This window comes from Bradyrhizobium sp. HKCCYLS2038 (assembly GCF_051167655.1).
In the GTDB taxonomy this organism is placed as follows: domain Bacteria; phylum Pseudomonadota; class Alphaproteobacteria; order Rhizobiales; family Xanthobacteraceae; genus Bradyrhizobium.
In genome coordinates this window covers 70,488-85,390 of the sequence record NZ_JBNPTM010000001.1, presented here as the reverse complement: position 1 = coordinate 85,390, position 14,903 = coordinate 70,488, and the positions used below count along the sequence as shown (strand labels likewise).

At 65.1% G+C, this 14,903-nt stretch carries 12 protein-coding genes; 6 read left to right on the top strand and 6 right to left on the bottom strand.

From position 1 onward, the window contains the following. Positions 1 to 169: 169 nt before the first annotated feature. From ACQR1I_RS00400 to ACQR1I_RS00385, 4 genes are all read left to right on the top strand, one after another. Positions 170 to 2,965 carry a [protein-PII] uridylyltransferase gene (locus tag ACQR1I_RS00400; RefSeq protein ID WP_434865221.1) on the top strand — a complete coding sequence of 932 codons (2,796 nt, stop codon included), beginning with the start codon at positions 170 to 172 and terminating at the stop codon, positions 2,963 to 2,965. 111 nt (positions 2,966 to 3,076) lie between these two features. Continuing rightward, positions 3,077 to 3,442, top strand: a complete 366-nt coding sequence (locus ACQR1I_RS00395; RefSeq protein ID WP_434865220.1) for a DUF1304 domain-containing protein — start codon at positions 3,077 to 3,079, stop codon at positions 3,440 to 3,442. Between the two features lie 360 nt (positions 3,443 to 3,802). Beyond that, a complete protein-coding gene (locus ACQR1I_RS00390) occupies positions 3,803 to 5,026 on the top strand; it encodes an ABC transporter substrate-binding protein (RefSeq protein ID WP_434865219.1) in 1,224 nt (407 codons plus the stop codon). A gap of 299 nt (positions 5,027 to 5,325) precedes the next feature. Further along, on the top strand, positions 5,326 to 6,573 hold the full coding sequence (locus ACQR1I_RS00385) for an ABC transporter substrate-binding protein (RefSeq protein ID WP_434865218.1): 1,248 nt from the start codon (positions 5,326 to 5,328) through the stop codon (positions 6,571 to 6,573). Positions 6,574 to 6,831: 258 nt separating this feature from the next. Here ACQR1I_RS00385 and ACQR1I_RS00380 read toward each other — a convergent pair whose 3' ends face one another. The 5 genes from ACQR1I_RS00380 to ACQR1I_RS00360 form a co-directional block, all read right to left on the bottom strand. Further along, positions 6,832 to 7,449: an ATP-dependent Clp protease proteolytic subunit gene (locus ACQR1I_RS00380; protein ID WP_434865217.1), complete on the bottom strand. Its 618-nt coding sequence runs from the start codon at positions 7,447 to 7,449 to the stop codon at positions 6,832 to 6,834. Between the two features lie 43 nt (positions 7,450 to 7,492). Next, a complete protein-coding gene (locus ACQR1I_RS00375; RefSeq protein ID WP_434865216.1) occupies positions 7,493 to 7,852 on the bottom strand; it encodes an SRPBCC family protein in 360 nt (119 codons plus the stop codon). After that, on the bottom strand, positions 7,849 to 8,163 hold the full coding sequence (locus ACQR1I_RS00370) for an ArsR/SmtB family transcription factor (RefSeq protein ID WP_434865215.1): 315 nt from the start codon (positions 8,161 to 8,163) through the stop codon (positions 7,849 to 7,851). Before ACQR1I_RS00370 ends, ACQR1I_RS00375 begins: the two co-directional genes overlap by 4 nt. 75 nt (positions 8,164 to 8,238) lie before the next feature. After that, positions 8,239 to 9,390: an alpha-hydroxy acid oxidase gene (locus ACQR1I_RS00365; protein WP_434865214.1), complete on the bottom strand. Its 1,152-nt coding sequence runs from the start codon at positions 9,388 to 9,390 to the stop codon at positions 8,239 to 8,241. Between the two features lie 73 nt (positions 9,391 to 9,463). Further along, complete coding sequence (locus ACQR1I_RS00360) at positions 9,464 to 11,119, bottom strand: L-lactate permease (protein WP_434865213.1); 1,656 nt, start codon at positions 11,117 to 11,119, stop codon at positions 9,464 to 9,466. Between the two features lie 233 nt (positions 11,120 to 11,352). Here ACQR1I_RS00360 and ACQR1I_RS00355 point away from each other — a divergent pair, with 233 nt between their 5' ends. Continuing rightward, the gene (locus tag ACQR1I_RS00355) at positions 11,353 to 12,075 is read left to right on the top strand and encodes an FCD domain-containing protein (RefSeq protein WP_434888696.1); all 723 of its coding nucleotides are present in this window, start codon (positions 11,353 to 11,355) and stop codon (positions 12,073 to 12,075) included. A 24-nt stretch (positions 12,076 to 12,099) separates the two neighbouring features. On the opposite strand, the gene ACQR1I_RS00350 is transcribed toward ACQR1I_RS00355, so the two are convergent. Continuing rightward, positions 12,100 to 12,528 (bottom strand): DUF1330 domain-containing protein, encoded by a 429-nt coding sequence (locus tag ACQR1I_RS00350; RefSeq protein WP_434865211.1) that lies wholly within the window; start codon positions 12,526 to 12,528, stop codon positions 12,100 to 12,102. Between the two features lie 148 nt (positions 12,529 to 12,676). On the opposite strand from ACQR1I_RS00350, the gene ACQR1I_RS00345 reads away from it, so the two are divergent. Further along, complete coding sequence (locus ACQR1I_RS00345; protein ID WP_434865210.1) at positions 12,677 to 14,890, top strand: transglycosylase domain-containing protein; 2,214 nt, start codon at positions 12,677 to 12,679, stop codon at positions 14,888 to 14,890. The last annotated feature ends 13 nt before the right edge of the window (positions 14,891 to 14,903 follow it).

Sequence of the window (14,903 nt, the reverse complement as noted above, 5' to 3'; positions counted from 1 at the left end):
ATTGCTGTTGTTTCAACGCGTTATGCCAGGGGCGCGCGAGAATTGCTTTCCCTTTCGACGCCCTTACGAGCATGATCATCATCCTTTCACCGCCGATGACAGCATGGATTGATTGTTGCATTGGAAGTTTCGTGACAGCACAGGCCTTGTTCGATATCCGGTTGCATCCATGGACAGCGTCGCCACAGATTCCAAAGCCTTCACGTCGGACGATTTCGACAGCGCCGGCATTGCCGCGGCCGTCGATGCCCTGGCACAGCAGCACTCCGGCCGGGAGGACATGTTCCGCGCCGCCGTCGTACAGTTCCTGAAAGCGGAGCTGGTCAAGGCGCGCGCCGCGGCCCAGGCGCAGCTGCTCAAGGACCGCCACGGCCGGCGCTGCGCCGAGCGGCTATGCTTCGTGCAGGACGAGATCATCCGCGTTCTCTATGCCGCGGCCACCCAGCACCTCTACCGCTCCCAGGTGCCGAGCGGCGCCGAGCGCATGGCGGTCGTCGCGACCGGCGGCTATGGCCGCGGCCTGATGGCGCCGGAGTCGGATATCGATCTGCTGTTCATCCTGCCCTACAAGCAGACCGCCTGGGGCGAGCAGGTCGCCGAAGCCATCCTGTATTCGCTGTGGGACATGGGGCTGAAGGTCGGCCACGCCACCCGCTCGGTCGACGAGTCGATACGCCAGGCGCGCGGCGACATGACCATTCGCACCGCGATCCTGGAGACCCGCTACCTGGCCGGCGACCGGCCGCTCTATGACGAGCTGGTGCAGCGCTTCGACAGCGAGGTCGTGCAGGGCACCGCGGCCGAATTCGTCGCCGCCAAGCTCGCCGAGCGCGAGGAGCGGCATCGCCGCGGCGGCCAGTCGCGCTACCTGGTCGAGCCCAACGTCAAGGATGGCAAGGGCGGCCTGCGCGACCTGCACACGCTGTTCTGGATCGCCAAATACGTCTATCGCGTGCGCGAGACCGCCGAATTGGTCGAGCGCGGCGTGTTCGATGCGCACGAATACCGCACCTTCCGGCGCTGCGCCGACTTCCTGTGGTCGGTACGCTGCAATTTGCATTTCGTCAGCGGCCGGCCGGAGGAGCGGCTGTCGTTCGACCTGCAGCGCGAGATCGCGGTCCGGCTCGGCTACACCAGCCACCCCGGCATGCAGGATGTCGAGCGCTTCATGAAGCACTACTTCCTGGTCGCCAAGGAGGTCGGCAACCTCACCGCGATCCTGTGCGCCAAGCTCGAGGACCAGCAGGCCAAGGCGGCGCCGGTGCTGAGCCGGATGATCTCGCGCCTGAAACCCGGCAATACCTGGCGGCGCGTGCCCGAGAGCGACGATTTCATCGTCGACAACAACCGCATCAATCTCGCGGCCCCCGACATCTTCAAGCACGACCCGGTCAATTTGATCCGCATCTTCCGGCTGGCGCAGAAGAACAACCTCGCCTTCCATCCGGATGCGATGCGCGCGGTGTCGCGTTCGCTGAATCTCATCAACACCGAGCTGCGCGACGATCCCGAGGCCAACCGGCTGTTCATGGAGATCCTGACCTCCAACGATGCCGAGACCGTGCTGCGGCGGATGAACGAGACCGGCGTACTCGGCCACTTCATTCGCGCCTTCGGCCGCATCGTGTCGATGATGCAGTTCAACATGTATCATCACTACACGGTCGATGAGCACCTGATGCGCTGCATCGGCTTCCTGCAGGAGATCGAGCGCGGCGGCAACGACGAGTTCGTGCTCGCCTCCGACCTGATGCGCAAGATCCGGCCCGAGCACCGCGCCGTCATCTACATCACCGTGCTGCTGCACGACGTCGCCAAGGGCCGGCCCGAGGACCATTCGGTCGCCGGCGCCAAGATCGCGCGACGGCTGTGCCCGCGGCTCGGCTTCAGCAACGCCGATACGGAGCTGATTGCCTGGCTGATCGAGGAGCATCTGACGATGTCGACGGTGGCGCAGTCGCGCGACCTGTCCGACCGCAAGACGATCGAGAATTTCGCCGCCGTGGTGCAGTCGGTCGAGCAGATGAAGCTCCTGACCATCCTGACCACCGCCGACATCCGCGGCGTCGGCCCCGGCGTGTGGAATGGCTGGAAGGCGCAGCTCCTGCGCACGCTGTACTACGAGACCGAGCCGGTGCTGACCGGCGGCTTCTCCGAGGTCAACCGCGCCAAGCGCATCACCGCGGCACAGGCCGAATTCCGCAACGCCTTCACCGACTGGCCTGCGGATGAGCTCGAGACCTATATCGGCCGGCACTACCCGGCCTACTGGCTCAAGGTCGAGCTGCCGCGCAAGGTGAGGCACGCCCGCTTCGTGCGGTCGAGCGAGGATGCCGGCCACAAGCTCGCGATCAATGTCGGCTTCGATCCGGCGCGCGGCGTCACCGAGCTGACGATCTTCGCCATGGACCATCCGTGGCTGCTGTCGATCATCGCCGGCGCCTGTGCCTCGGCCGGCGCCAACATCGTCGATGCCCAGATCTACACCACCACCGACGGCCGCGCACTCGACACCATCGCGATATCAAGGGAATACGAGCGCGACGAGGACGAGGGCCGGCGCGCGACGCGGATCGGCGAGACCATCGAGCAGGTGCTGGAAGGGCAGCTGCGGCTGCCCGACGCCGTGGCGCGGCGGACCAACCGCGGCAAGCAGCACAAGGCGTTCTCGGTCGAGCCGGAAGTCACCATCAACAATCAATGGTCGGAGCTCTACACCGTCATCGAGGTCTCCGGTCTCGACCGCCCCGGCCTGCTGTATGAGCTGACGACCGCGATCTCGAAGCTGAACCTGAATATCGCCTCCGCCCATGTCGCGACCTTCGGCGAGCGCGCCCGCGACGTGTTCTACGTCACCGACCTCTTGGGCGCGCAGATCAACGCGCCGACCCGGCAGGCCGCGATCAGGAGTGCGCTGCTGCATCTGCTGGCGAACGACGGAACGGCGGCACAGCCGGCGGCCTGAGGGGACCGCGAAAGGTCCGGAGTCGCCGTGCGCCGCTCCGGGCAGAGATGATTGAATGATCGAACGGATCGCCACCACCGGCGCTTCCGATTGGCTTGGGGGAGCCGCGCCATGGCACTTGTCGCAAACATCGTCGTCGGACTGATCGGCCTGCTGCACGTCTACATTCTCGTGCTCGAGATGTTTCTCTGGACCAAGCCGGCGGGCTTGAGGGCCTTCAACAACACGCCCGAGCGCGCCGAAGCAACCAAGGTGCTCGGCGCCAATCAGGGCCTCTACAACGGCTTCCTCGCCGCCGGCCTGTTCTGGGGCCTCGCCCACCCGACCCCGGCGTTCGCGTTCCAGATCAAGATCTTCTTCCTGCTCTGCGTGCTCGTCGCCGGCCTCTACGGCGCGGCCACCGCCAGCCGCAAGATCCTGTTCATCCAGAGCGTGCCGGCCACCATCGGCCTGGTGCTGGTCTGGCTGGCGGGTTGAGGCGGGCTGCACCGCGGCCACCAGATGTGAGGCCGCGCAGCCGCTCCAAAATCGAAGTCGTCCCGGGCAACGTTCGAGGCACGATCGCCACTCCGAGTCCTCGCCACACGACGGCCGGTGGCTATGGATCCCGGCTCTGCGCTCCGACGTCGCTGCGCGACGTCAGGGCTTGGCCGGGACGACATCGAATTTGTTGAACCAGCAAGGCCGGGCCCGCCTTAAGCATCGCCGCGGAACCGCCGCTCCCGGGCTCCCCTCGCCTTGCGTCCGCCGAGGCCTTCCTCCACACTGCTGTGCAGCGATGGCGCCCGGCCGGGTAGACCAGCCGCATAACAACATTCAGGAGGAACGATAGACCCCATGCGACAGGGAATTTTCCGTCTCGCGGGAGCGGCTGCCTTGGCCGTCACCGTCTCCGTCACGTCAGCCTACGCCCAGAAGAAGTACGATCCGGGCGCCTCGGATACCGAGATCAAGATCGGCCAGACCGTGCCGTTCTCGGGTCCCGCGTCGGCCTATGCCTCGATCGGCAAGACCCAGGCCGCCTATTTCAACATGGTCAACGAGCAGGGCGGCGTGAACGGCCGCAAGATCAAGCTGATCCAGTATGACGACGCCTATTCGCCGCCCAAGGCGGTCGAGCAGGTGCGCAAGCTGGTCGAGGACGACGAGGTGCTGCTGACGTTCCAGATCATCGGCACGCCGTCCAACGCCGCGGTCCAGAAATACCTCAACGGCAAGAAGGTGCCGCAGCTGTTCGCGGCCACCGGCGCCACCAAGTTCACCGATCCGAAGAACTTCCCCTGGACCATGGGATACAATCCCAACTACTTCACCGAGGGGCGCATCTACGGCCAGTACATTCTGAAGGAGTATCCGAACGCCAAGATCGGCGTGCTCTATCAGAACGACGATCTCGGCAAGGACTATCTCAACGGCATCAAGGCCGGCCTCGGCGACAAGACCGCGATGATCGTGGCCGAAGCCTCCTACGAGGTCTCCGACCCGACCATCGATTCGCAGATCCTCAAGATCAAGTCGGCCGGCGCCGACCTGCTGTTCTCGGCCGCGACGCCGAAGCAGGCCGCGCAGGCGATCAAGAAGCTGCATGAGCTCGACTGGCATCCGGTGCACATCGTCGACATCAACGCCACCTCGGTCGGCGCGGTGATGCAGCCGGCGGGGCTCGATGCCTCCAAGGGGGTGATCTCGGTCAACTACGGCAAGGATCCGCTCGACCCGACCTGGAAGGACGATGCGGGCCTGAAGCGCTATTTCGACTTCATGGCCAAGTACTATCCCGAGGGCGACAAGAACTCGAACTTCAATATCTACGGCTACTCCACTGCCCAATTGTTGGTGACCGTGCTGCGGATGTGCGGAGACAACGTGACGCGCGAGAACGTCATGAAGCAGGCGGCGTCGCTGAAGGACGTCGTCGGCGACCTGTCGCTGCCGGGCATGAAGATCAACACCTCGCCGACCGACTACCGCGTCAACAAGCAGCTCCAGATGATGAAGTTCAACGGCGAACGCTGGGAGCTATTCGGCCCGATCCTGGAGGACAAGGGCCCGGCGGGCTAGTCGCGCTTCTCTCGTCATTCCGGGGCAGCCCGACAGGGCTGAACCCGGAATCCATCTCGCCATCGAACGTGACGCCAAATGGATTCCGGTCTCGCGCTACGCGCGCCCCGGAATGACGGCTTCTTACCGGTAAAGGGCTGCGCGATGGCGCAGCCCTTTTGCGTTGCGGCACCGATTGCGCCCGTTCGTCGCTGCGTGACACGTTGCGTTGCCGACTTGCTTCCTCCACACTCCCGTGCAGCGATGGCGACATAAGAAGAAAATGACCATCGACAAACATCACCGGAGGGAGGACTCGCATGAGGACGTCACTGCTCGGTCTCAGCGCCAATGCACGCGTCATGGCGCTCGCTGCATCGCTTGCCATCGCGCTTCCTGCATCATCAGCCCAAGCCCAGAAGAAATACGACACCGGCGCCACCGACACCGAGATCAAGATCGGCCAGACCGTGCCGTTCTCGGGTCCCGCCTCGGCCTATGCCGGCATCGGCAAGACCCAGGCCGCCTACCTGAAGATGATCAACGAGAAGGGCGGCATCAACGGACGCAAGCTCAACCTGATCCAGTATGACGACGCCTATTCGCCGCCCAAGGCGGTCGAGCAGGTGCGCAAGCTGGTCGAAGGCGACGAGGTGCTGTTCACCTTCCAGATCATCGGCACGCCGTCGAATGCCGCCGTGCAGAAATATCTCAACGGCAAGAAGGTGCCGCAGCTGCTGGCCTCGACCGGCGCCTCGCGCTTCACCGATCCGCAGAACTTCCCGTGGACCATCGCCTACAATCCGAACTACCAGTCGGAGGGACGGATCTACGCGAAGTACATTCTCGCCAACCACCCCAACGCCAAGATCGGCATCCTTTACCAGAACGACGACCTCGGCCGCGACTATATCGCTGGCCTCCGCAGCGGCCTCGGCGCCAAGGCCGACTCGATGATCGTCGCGGAAGCCTCTTACGAGCTGTCCGACCCGACCGTCGACTCGCAGATCGTCAAGCTGAAATCATCCGGCGCCGACCTGCTCTACAACGCCTCGACGCCAAAATTCGCGGCGCAGGCGATCAAGAAGCTCGCAGATCTCGCCTGGAAGCCGGTCCACATCCTCGACATCAATGCGAGCCCGGTGTCGGCGACGCTGAAACCGGCCGGCCTCGACATCTCCAAGGACATCATCAGCACCAACTACGGCAAGGACCCCGCCGATCCGCAGTGGAAGGACGATGCGGGCGTGAAGGCCTATTTCGAGTTCATGGACAAGTACTATCCGGAGGGCGACAAGCTCAACACGGTCAACACCTACGGCTACTCGACCGCGGAGCTGCTGGTGCAGATCCTGCGCCAGTGCGGCGACGACCTCACGCGGGAGAACGTGATGCGGCAGGCGGCCAACATCAAGGGCTTCGTGCCGAGCCTGGCGCTGCCCGGTCTCTCCATCAACACCTCGCCGACCGACTTCCGCATCAACAAGCAGATGCAGATGATGCGCTTCAACGGCGAACGCTGGGAGCTGTTCGGCCCGATCATCGAGGACACGGGGGCGGCGGGGTAGCCTCGGCCGCGACCACATCCACCGCTGTCATGCCCGCGCAGGCGGGCATCCAGTACGCAGCGGCGTCTCGCGGGACTGAGCTGACGATAAGGTCAATAGTCCGAGTTAGTTACTCCGTCATGCCCGGGCTTGACCCGGGCATCCACGCCTCTCCCAGCGCGCTGAGCCACGTGGATGGCCGGGACAAGCCCGGCCATGATGACGTGGCGATGTATGCGCTCAAAACTTCGATCGTCGGGCGCGGTGATTTCTAGACGATCAATCGCTGCTGCCACTCGCCAGTTCGCGCTGCCTCACGACCCGGTCGATCAGCCCCCAATCCAACGCCTCATCCGCCGTCATGAAGTGATCGCGATCCAGCGTGCGCTCGACGTCCTCGTAGCTGCGACCGCAATGTTCGGCGTAGAGCCGGATCATGCGGCGCTTGGTCTGCTCCATCTCCCGTGCGTGGATCATGATGTCCGACGCCTGCCCCTGAAAGCCGCCGAGCGGCTGATGGACATGCAGGCTGGCATTGGGCAGCGCCGTGCGCTCGCCGGGCTCGCCCGCCATCAGCAGGAACGAGCCCATCGACCGCGCCGTTCCCATGCACAGCGTATGCACCGGCGCCTTGACGAATTGCATGGTGTCGTACATCGCGAGTCCTGAGGTGACCACGCCACCCGGTGAATTGATGTAGAGGTGGATCGGCCGCTTCGGGTTGTCAGCCTCGAGGAACAGCAGCTGCGCGCACACCAGGGCGGACACGGTGTCGTTGACCTCGCCGTTGAGGAAGACGATCCGCTCGCGCAGCAGCCGCGAATAGATGTCGAAGGATCGCTCGCCGCGGCTCGATTGCTCGATGACCATGGGGACGAGTTGCATCGTGTCGCGCATGCGCGAGCTCCCGGGTTCAGTGAGTTGCTGAGAAGTTAGAGCGTCAGGCCGCTTGCATCAGGCTGCGCATGTTGCTGTTCGCAGCCGCCGGCGTCCGCCGCAGCAGCGCCATGACAGGCGGGCCGTGGATGATCCTGAGCCGCGTCCCGCCATCAGCCTTGGGCATGACCTGGAACGTCACGATGCTTTCGAGATAGGGCGGCGCGTCGTCGCGCATGCGGTAGCGGACTTCCTCGCCCGGAGTAGACGAGATCGGCGCGGGCTCGGCGAGGTCGCCGGAGGGCAGCCACGCGTCGCGCAGCGCCGGGATGCTGATGGCACGCCAGACCTGCTCCGGCGGCGCATCGAGCTCGTAGTCGAGCACGATCTTGTCGCCCTGCTGATCGGCGTCGAGAACGGTCATTGGTCCATCTCCTTCAGCAGGGTTTTCAGCGCATCGACGCGTGACGGCCAATAGGCACGGTACTTCGCCAGCCAGCGCGCGATCAGCGCCAGGCCATCGGGATCGACCTCGTAGTTGACGAAACGCCCCTGCCGCTCTTCCCGCACCAGCCCGGCAGCGCGAAGCACGGCAAGGTGCTGCGACATCGCCGGCTGGCTGATCGTCAGCCCCTCGCGCAGCGCGCTGGCATTCATCCTGCCGGCCGCGAGCTTCTCGAAGATCGCGTAGCGCGTCGGATCGGCCAGGGCTTTGAAGATGTCGCTCTCGATCATGTCGACACATAAGCATAAACTTATGTGTCATGCAAGGGCCCGGTCGCAACGAGTGCGGCAGCGCGCCGCCGCGCGCTAATGCGACCGGAAGCGCAGGTTCGTCCGCGATAGCTCGCTGATGGAGGTGCAGCCCATCAGCCGCATGTCGCGCACGAGCTCCTCGCGCAGCCGGGACAGCGCGCGCTCGACACCAGCCTGACCCGCCGCCGCGAGCGGATAGAGATAAAAGCGTCCGAGGCCGACGGCCTTGGCGCCGAGCGAGAGCGCCTTGAGGATGTGGGTTCCGCGCTGGATGCCGCCATCCATCATCACGTCGATGCGATCACCGACCGCATCGACGATTTCGGCGAGCTGATCGAACGGCGCACGGGAGCCGTCGAGCTGCCGCCCGCCATGGTTCGACAGGATGATCCCCTTGCAGCCGATGTCGACGGCGCGCCTGGCATCCTCGACGGACATGATGCCCTTGAGGCAGAACGGTCCGTTCCAGTTGCGCACCATGTCGGCGACGTCGTCCCAGGTCATGGAGGGATCCAGCATCTCGGTGAAGTAGCGGCCGATCGACATCGCGCCGCCGCTCATGTCGACGTGATCCTCCAGCTGCGGCAGCCTGAAGCGCTCATGCGTGACATACTGGATGCCCCATATCGGCTTGATCGCGAATTGCAGCATGCCTGCCAGCGTAAGGCGGAAGGGAATCGAAAAGCCGGTGCGCAGATCACGCTCGCGGTTGCCGCCGGTGATGCTGTCGACCGTCAGCATCATGACCTCGACCCCGGCCTGCTTGGCCCGCTGCATCATGGCGTGGTTGAGACCGCGGTCCTTGTGGAAATAGAACTGATAGACCTGGGGTACATCATGGGCCTTGCGCAGCTCCTCCAGGCTGACCGTTCCGAGCGAGGACACGCCGAACATCGTGCCGATCTTTGCCGCGGCCGCGGCAACGGCGCGCTCGCCCTGATGATGGAACAGGCGCTGCAGGGCGGTGGGCGAGCAGTAGAACGGCGTCGCCAGCTTCTGGCCCATCACCGTCACCGAGAGGTCGATCTCGCGCACGCCACGCAGGACGTTCGGAACCAGATCGCAGCTCTCGAAGCTCTGGCTATTGCGGCGCAGGCTCGACTCGTCGTCCGCGCCACCATCGATGTAGTCGAAGATCGGCCCGGGCAGCCGCCGGCGCGCAAGCCGGCGGAAATCATGGAAGTTGTGACATTGGCTGAGACGCATCGTTCACCTCCCTGCTTTCGTTGAACCCCGGCGCGCCGAACCTGCCGGCGCGCCGTCGCATATCGCCGCCGCATCAATGCACCAGCAGCTTGAGCGGCCAGAGATAGGCCTGGCCAAGCACCAGCAGGCCGACGAGCACGGCCAGCGCAAGGCTGTGGAAGAAGACGAAGCGCAGGATGGTGCCCTCGTGGCCGTACCATTTGGTGGCCGTCGAGGCGACGACGATGCTCTGCGCATCGATCATCTTGCCCATCACGCCGCCGGAACTGTTGGCTGCGGCCATCAGCACCGGGTTGAGTCCGAGCTGCTCGGCGCTGATCTTCTGCAGGCCTCCGAACAGCACGTTCGAGGACGTATCGGACCCGGTGAGGGCGACACCGAGCCAGCCGATCATGGCGCCGAAGAACGGGTACAGCACGCCGGTTTTCGCAAGCGCCAGACCGAGCGTCGCGTCGGTGCCGGAATATTTGGTGACGAAGCCCAGCGCCAGCATGCAGGCGATCGTCAGCAGCGAGTAGCGCACGATGGCCAGCGTCCTGCCGAACACCCTGACGATCCCGAGCGGGCTATAACCGAGCAGCAGCGCCGACAGCAGCGCCGAGAGGAAGATGCCGGTGCCGGCCGCCGACAGGATGTTGAAGGCGAACACCGCGGGCTCGGGAGACAGCTTCGCCACCACGGGGGGAGCCTTGAGGATCAAATTGTGAAGCCCCTCGACCGGAAAGCGGCCGATCCAGATGCCGTCGAGCCAGGCTTTCACCTGCGGCGTGCCCCAGGCGAACACGAACACGGAGAGAATGATCCAGGGCATCCAGGCGCGGGCGATCGCCGCTGTCGAGGTCTTGTCCGGCTGATGCTCGTGCTCGTCGTCGGCCTGCGCTTTGCCGAATCCTTCGGGCATGTCCTTCAAGACGCGCTTGGGTGACCAGACCTGCAGGAAGGCCCACAGGCAGACCATCGAGGTGATGGCGGCGACGACGTCGACCAGCCACGGTCCGTGGAAGTTCGAGACGAGATATTGCGGGACCGCGAAGGAGATTCCGGCGACCAGGATGGCGGGCCAGATCTCCAGCATCTTGCGGAAGCCGACGAAGGCCCAAATCAGCCAGAACGGCACGAGCAGCGAGAAGAACGGCAGCTGCCGCCCGATCATGCCGGACAGCGCCTGGAGATCGAGCCCGGTGACCGCCGCGAGTGCGATGACCGGTGTGCCCAGCGCGCCATAGGCGACGGGCGCGGTATTGGCGATCAGCGACAGACCGGATGCGGCGAGCGGCGAGAAGCCAAGGCCGATCAGCATCGCAGCCGTGACGGCCACCGGCGTTCCAAATCCGGCAGCGCCTTCGAAGAAGGCGCCGAGCGAGAACGCGATGAACAGCAGTTGCAGACGCCGGTCGTCGCTGAGGCTGCTGATCGAGCGCTGCAGAACCTCGAACTCACCCTTCTCGTTGGTGAGCTGGTAGAGAAAGATGATGTTGAGCACCAGCCAGCCGATCGGCAACAGGCCGTACGCGGCGCCGTAGGCGGCCGACAGGCCGGCCAGGCCCGCAGGCATGCCGAAGCCGAGCACGGCAACAGCCAGCGCCGCCGCCAATCCCAGGATCGCGGCCCAATGCGCCTTGATCTCGAAAATCGCGATCGCTCCGAGCAACACGATGACCGGCAGCGCGGCTGCAGCGGTCGAGAGCAAGGGATTGTTGAAGGGGTCGTAAACCTGCGTCCACGTCACAAAACGTCTCCTCGAGTTTCCTGCGCAAAGGGTCGTCGCTTGGCCGCGATCTTGAATTTCTGGCTTGGTAAAATAATTTGACCACATACGTCAATTGGAAAGTTACTTATACCTTTGACCACCTATTGCACGCGCGCTTGACCAGGCGCTCAATTGGCTCATAGTCGACGTGGATTCTCCTGCTCGGCCAAATGGATGGTTGCCCCGTGCGAACGCCAAAGATTTCGGAAGCGATGGCCGACCACATCGAGAAGCTGATCCTCGAGGGGGTGCTGCGCCCGGGCGAACGGCTCGCTCCCGAGCGTGAGCTGGCCGAGAAGCTCGACATCTCGCGGCCGTCACTGCGCGAAGCGGTCGAGATCCTCGAGGGCCGCGGCCTGCTGGTGAGCGGCCGCTCCGGGACGTTCGTCGCGCAATTCCTGTCGCCGCTTCTCCGGCCGCTGGCGACGCTCCTGCACGACAAGCCGCGGGTGACTGCCGACTACTTCGAATTCCGCCGGATCCAGGAAGCGCATGCCGCGCGCTTTGCAGCGCTGCGCGCTACCGATGTCGATCGCCAGGCGATCGAGCAATGCATGGAGCGGATGACGAAGGCGCATCACCTGGAGGATCCGACGCAGGAGGGCGAAGCCGATGTCGACCTGCATCTCTTGATCTACGAGGCCAGCCACAACGTGGTGCTGCTGCACGTCATGCGCGCCCTCGCCGATCTCCTGCGCAACAACATCTTCTACAGCCGCGCGCAGCTCTATCTCCGCGACGGCGTGCGCGATCAGCTGCTCGCGCAACATCTTGCGCTGGCGACTGCCGTAATCGCGGGCAAGCAGAAGGACGCTGAAGCGGCGGCCGCGGAGCACGTCCGTTTCACCTTCGAAACCGTCGAGGAGATCAGGCGCGACAGCGAGCGGCTGGAGACCTCGCTCAGCCGGGTGAACAGGAGCGATTTCCTGGCCTGACGATTTGCGGCTCGGGGCCGCCGGCTACGGCGCCGGCACCTCGCCAAAATTCTTCCCCACCGGCAGCACCGCATGCCGGATCAGCCGCGAATCCTCCACCGCCGCCTGCCTATGCTTCACCGCCTCGCGATAGACGGGATCGCGGATCATCTCGACGAAGGCCTGCACGCTTGGATACTCGGCGATGAAGCAATGGTCCCAGCGCTCCTCCTGTGGGCCGATCAGCATCAGCTCGAAGCGGCCCTGCCAGACGATGCGGCCGCCGAGGCGCTCGAACACCGGGCCGCTCTCGCGGCCATAGGCGGCATAGGCTTCCGCGCCGCTGACCTTGCGGCCGTCGGGATAGAGAGCCTCCTTGCGCAGCCGTACCAGGTTCAGCATGTGGATCGGGCCCGGCCGATCGTTGTCGCGAAACTGCGCGAACACCTCCTTGGTGGGATCGATATGGCCCATGAATGTCCTCGCCTGTTTGTCGTTTACGTTGGCTTAACCATAACGCGGCGTTCGCGGCGTGGAACTCCTAATCGCGCGTTAAGCTCTTCCTAACTGCCCCTTAAACTCCACTCACTACCGTGGTCGGACGGCAGGGCTCGGGTAGCGTATGGCGCGGGGACGGAAACAGGGCGGCGGACGCAAGGAGCCGCGATTCGGCCTTGCGGCAGCGATGGCCGACCTGCGTCTCGATCCAAAGGATCGCATTCCGGCCGGCGAGGACGCACCGAAGAAGTCTGCCAGGAAGAAGCCGGTCGAGCCGGACGACGAGGACGATTTGCCGGCGCGCGAGCCGAAAGCCTCCCCACCGAAAGCAAAGCCGGCCCGCGCCAAGTCACGCTGGGGCATGTCCATCGGACGCATGGCCTACTGGGCCGTGGTGTGCGGCTTGTGGGGCGTGATCGCGCTGGTCGGCGTCGTGATCTGGGCCGGCGCGCATCTGCCGCCGATCCAATCGCTGGAGATCCCCAAGCGGCCGCCGACCATCGAGATCGTGGGTTATGACGGCACGATGCTGGCGCAGCGCGGCGAGATGGCGGGCGCCAACGTCGCGCTGAAGGATCTGCCGCCCTATCTGCCGAAAGCGTTCATTGCCATCGAGGACCGCCGCTTCTTTCAGCATTTCGGCATCGATCCCGTCGGCATCGCCCGCGCCGTGGTCGCCAACATCCTGCATCGCGGCGTGTCGCAGGGCGGCTCGACCCTGACGCAGCAGCTCGCCAAGAACCTGTTCCTGACCCAGGAGCGCACGCTCGCCCGCAAGCTGCAGGAGGCCGAGCTCGCGCTGTGGCTGGAGCGCAAATATTCCAAGCGCGAGATCCTCGAACTGTATCTGAACCGCGTCTATTTCGGTTCCGGCGCCTATGGCGTCGAGGCGGCGGCGCAGCGCTATTTCGGCAAGTCGGCGCGGCAGGTCACAGTCGGCGAGGCCGCGATGCTCGCCGGCCTCGTCAAGTCGCCGTCGCGGCTGGCGCCGAACCGCAACCCGGACGGCGCCGCCAAGCGCGCGCAGACCGTGCTCGCCGCGATGGCCGAGGCGAAGTTCATCACCGACGCCCAGGCGCAGGCCCAGATCGCGCATCCCTCCGTCGCGGTGAAGCCGGCCGGCGCCGGCACGGTCAACTACGTCGCCGACTGGATCGGCGAGGTGCTCGACGATCTCGTCGGCCAGGTCGAGGAGTCGATCATCGTCGAGACCACGATCGATCCGAAGCTGCAGAGCGTGGCCGAAGCCGCCATCATCGACGAGCTCGCCGCCAAGAGCGTCAAGTTCAACGTCAGCCAGGGCGCGCTGGTGGCGATGACGCCCGACGGCGCCGTGCGCGCCATGGTGGGGGGGCGCAACTACGCCGACAGCCAGTTCAACCGCGCCGTCACCGCCAAGCGCCAGCCGGGCTCGGCGTTCAAGCCATTCGTCTATCTCACCGCGATCGAGCAGGGCCTGACACCGGAGACGGTGCGCCAGGACGCCCCGCTCGATCTGAAGGGCTGGAAGCCGGAGAACTACACCCGCGAATATTTCGGCCCGGTCACGCTGACCCAGGCGCTGGCAATGTCGCTCAACACGGTGGCGGTGCGCGTCGGGCTCGAGGTCGGGCCGAAGAACGTGGTGCGCACCGCGCATCGCCTGGGCATCGCCTCCAAGCTCGATCCCAACCCGTCGATCGCGCTCGGCACCTCCGAGGTCTCGATGCTCGAGCTGGTCGGCGCCTACACGCCGTTCTCGAATGGCGGTGTCAGCGTCTCGCCGCACGTGGTGACGCGGATCAAGACGCTGGACGGCAAGCTGCTCTACATGCGCCAGGCCGAGCAGCCGGCGCAGGTGATCGAGCCGCGCGCCGCTGCGATGATGAACCAGATGATGCAGGAGACCCTGATCTCGGGCACGGCCAAGAAAGCCGAGATCCCGGGCTGGGTCGCCGCCGGCAAGACCGGCACCAGCCAGGATTTCCGCGACGCCTGGTTCATCGGCTACACGGCGCACCTCGTCACCGGCGTCTGGCTCGGCAATGACGACAACTCGCCGACCAAGAAGGCCACTGGCGGCGGACTGCCGGTCGAGGTCTGGACCCGCTTCATGCGCGCAGCACATCAGGGCGTGCCGGTCGCGGCGCTCCCGAACGCGCAAGGCGCCGGCCTGGCGCCGACGTTGGCGCAGATCGCCTCGCAGATATCAGCGCCGACGGCCCCTGCCCCCACCAATGCGGCCTACTCCGCGCGTTCGTCGCAGCCGACGAGCCCGGGCCGTAACAATGTCCGACCTGAGCCGGCGGCGGGACTCGACGGCTGGCTGGTAGACCGCCTGTTCGGCGGTCGGCGCTGAGCTGGGCTGATCG

Coding starts and splice junctions, on each gene's coding strand:
- ACQR1I_RS00380 (WP_434865217.1), bottom strand. CDS start 7,449: ATGCGCGACACGATGCAACTCGTCCCCATGGTCATCGAGCAATCGAGC.
- ACQR1I_RS00350 (WP_434865211.1), bottom strand. CDS start 12,528: ATGGGCCATATCGATCCCACCAAGGAGGTGTTCGCGCAGTTTCGCGAC.
- ACQR1I_RS00345 (WP_434865210.1), top strand. CDS start 12,677: ATGGCGCGGGGACGGAAACAGGGCGGCGGACGCAAGGAGCCGCGATTC.
- ACQR1I_RS00400 (WP_434865221.1), top strand. CDS start 170: ATGGACAGCGTCGCCACAGATTCCAAAGCCTTCACGTCGGACGATTTC.
- ACQR1I_RS00395 (WP_434865220.1), top strand. CDS start 3,077: ATGGCACTTGTCGCAAACATCGTCGTCGGACTGATCGGCCTGCTGCAC.
- ACQR1I_RS00375 (WP_434865216.1), bottom strand. CDS start 7,852: ATGACCGTTCTCGACGCCGATCAGCAGGGCGACAAGATCGTGCTCGAC.
- ACQR1I_RS00355 (WP_434888696.1), top strand. CDS start 11,353: ATGGCCGACCACATCGAGAAGCTGATCCTCGAGGGGGTGCTGCGCCCG.
- ACQR1I_RS00390 (WP_434865219.1), top strand. CDS start 3,803: ATGCGACAGGGAATTTTCCGTCTCGCGGGAGCGGCTGCCTTGGCCGTC.
- ACQR1I_RS00385 (WP_434865218.1), top strand. CDS start 5,326: ATGAGGACGTCACTGCTCGGTCTCAGCGCCAATGCACGCGTCATGGCG.
- ACQR1I_RS00365 (WP_434865214.1), bottom strand. CDS start 9,390: ATGCGTCTCAGCCAATGTCACAACTTCCATGATTTCCGCCGGCTTGCG.
- ACQR1I_RS00370 (WP_434865215.1), bottom strand. CDS start 8,163: ATGATCGAGAGCGACATCTTCAAAGCCCTGGCCGATCCGACGCGCTAC.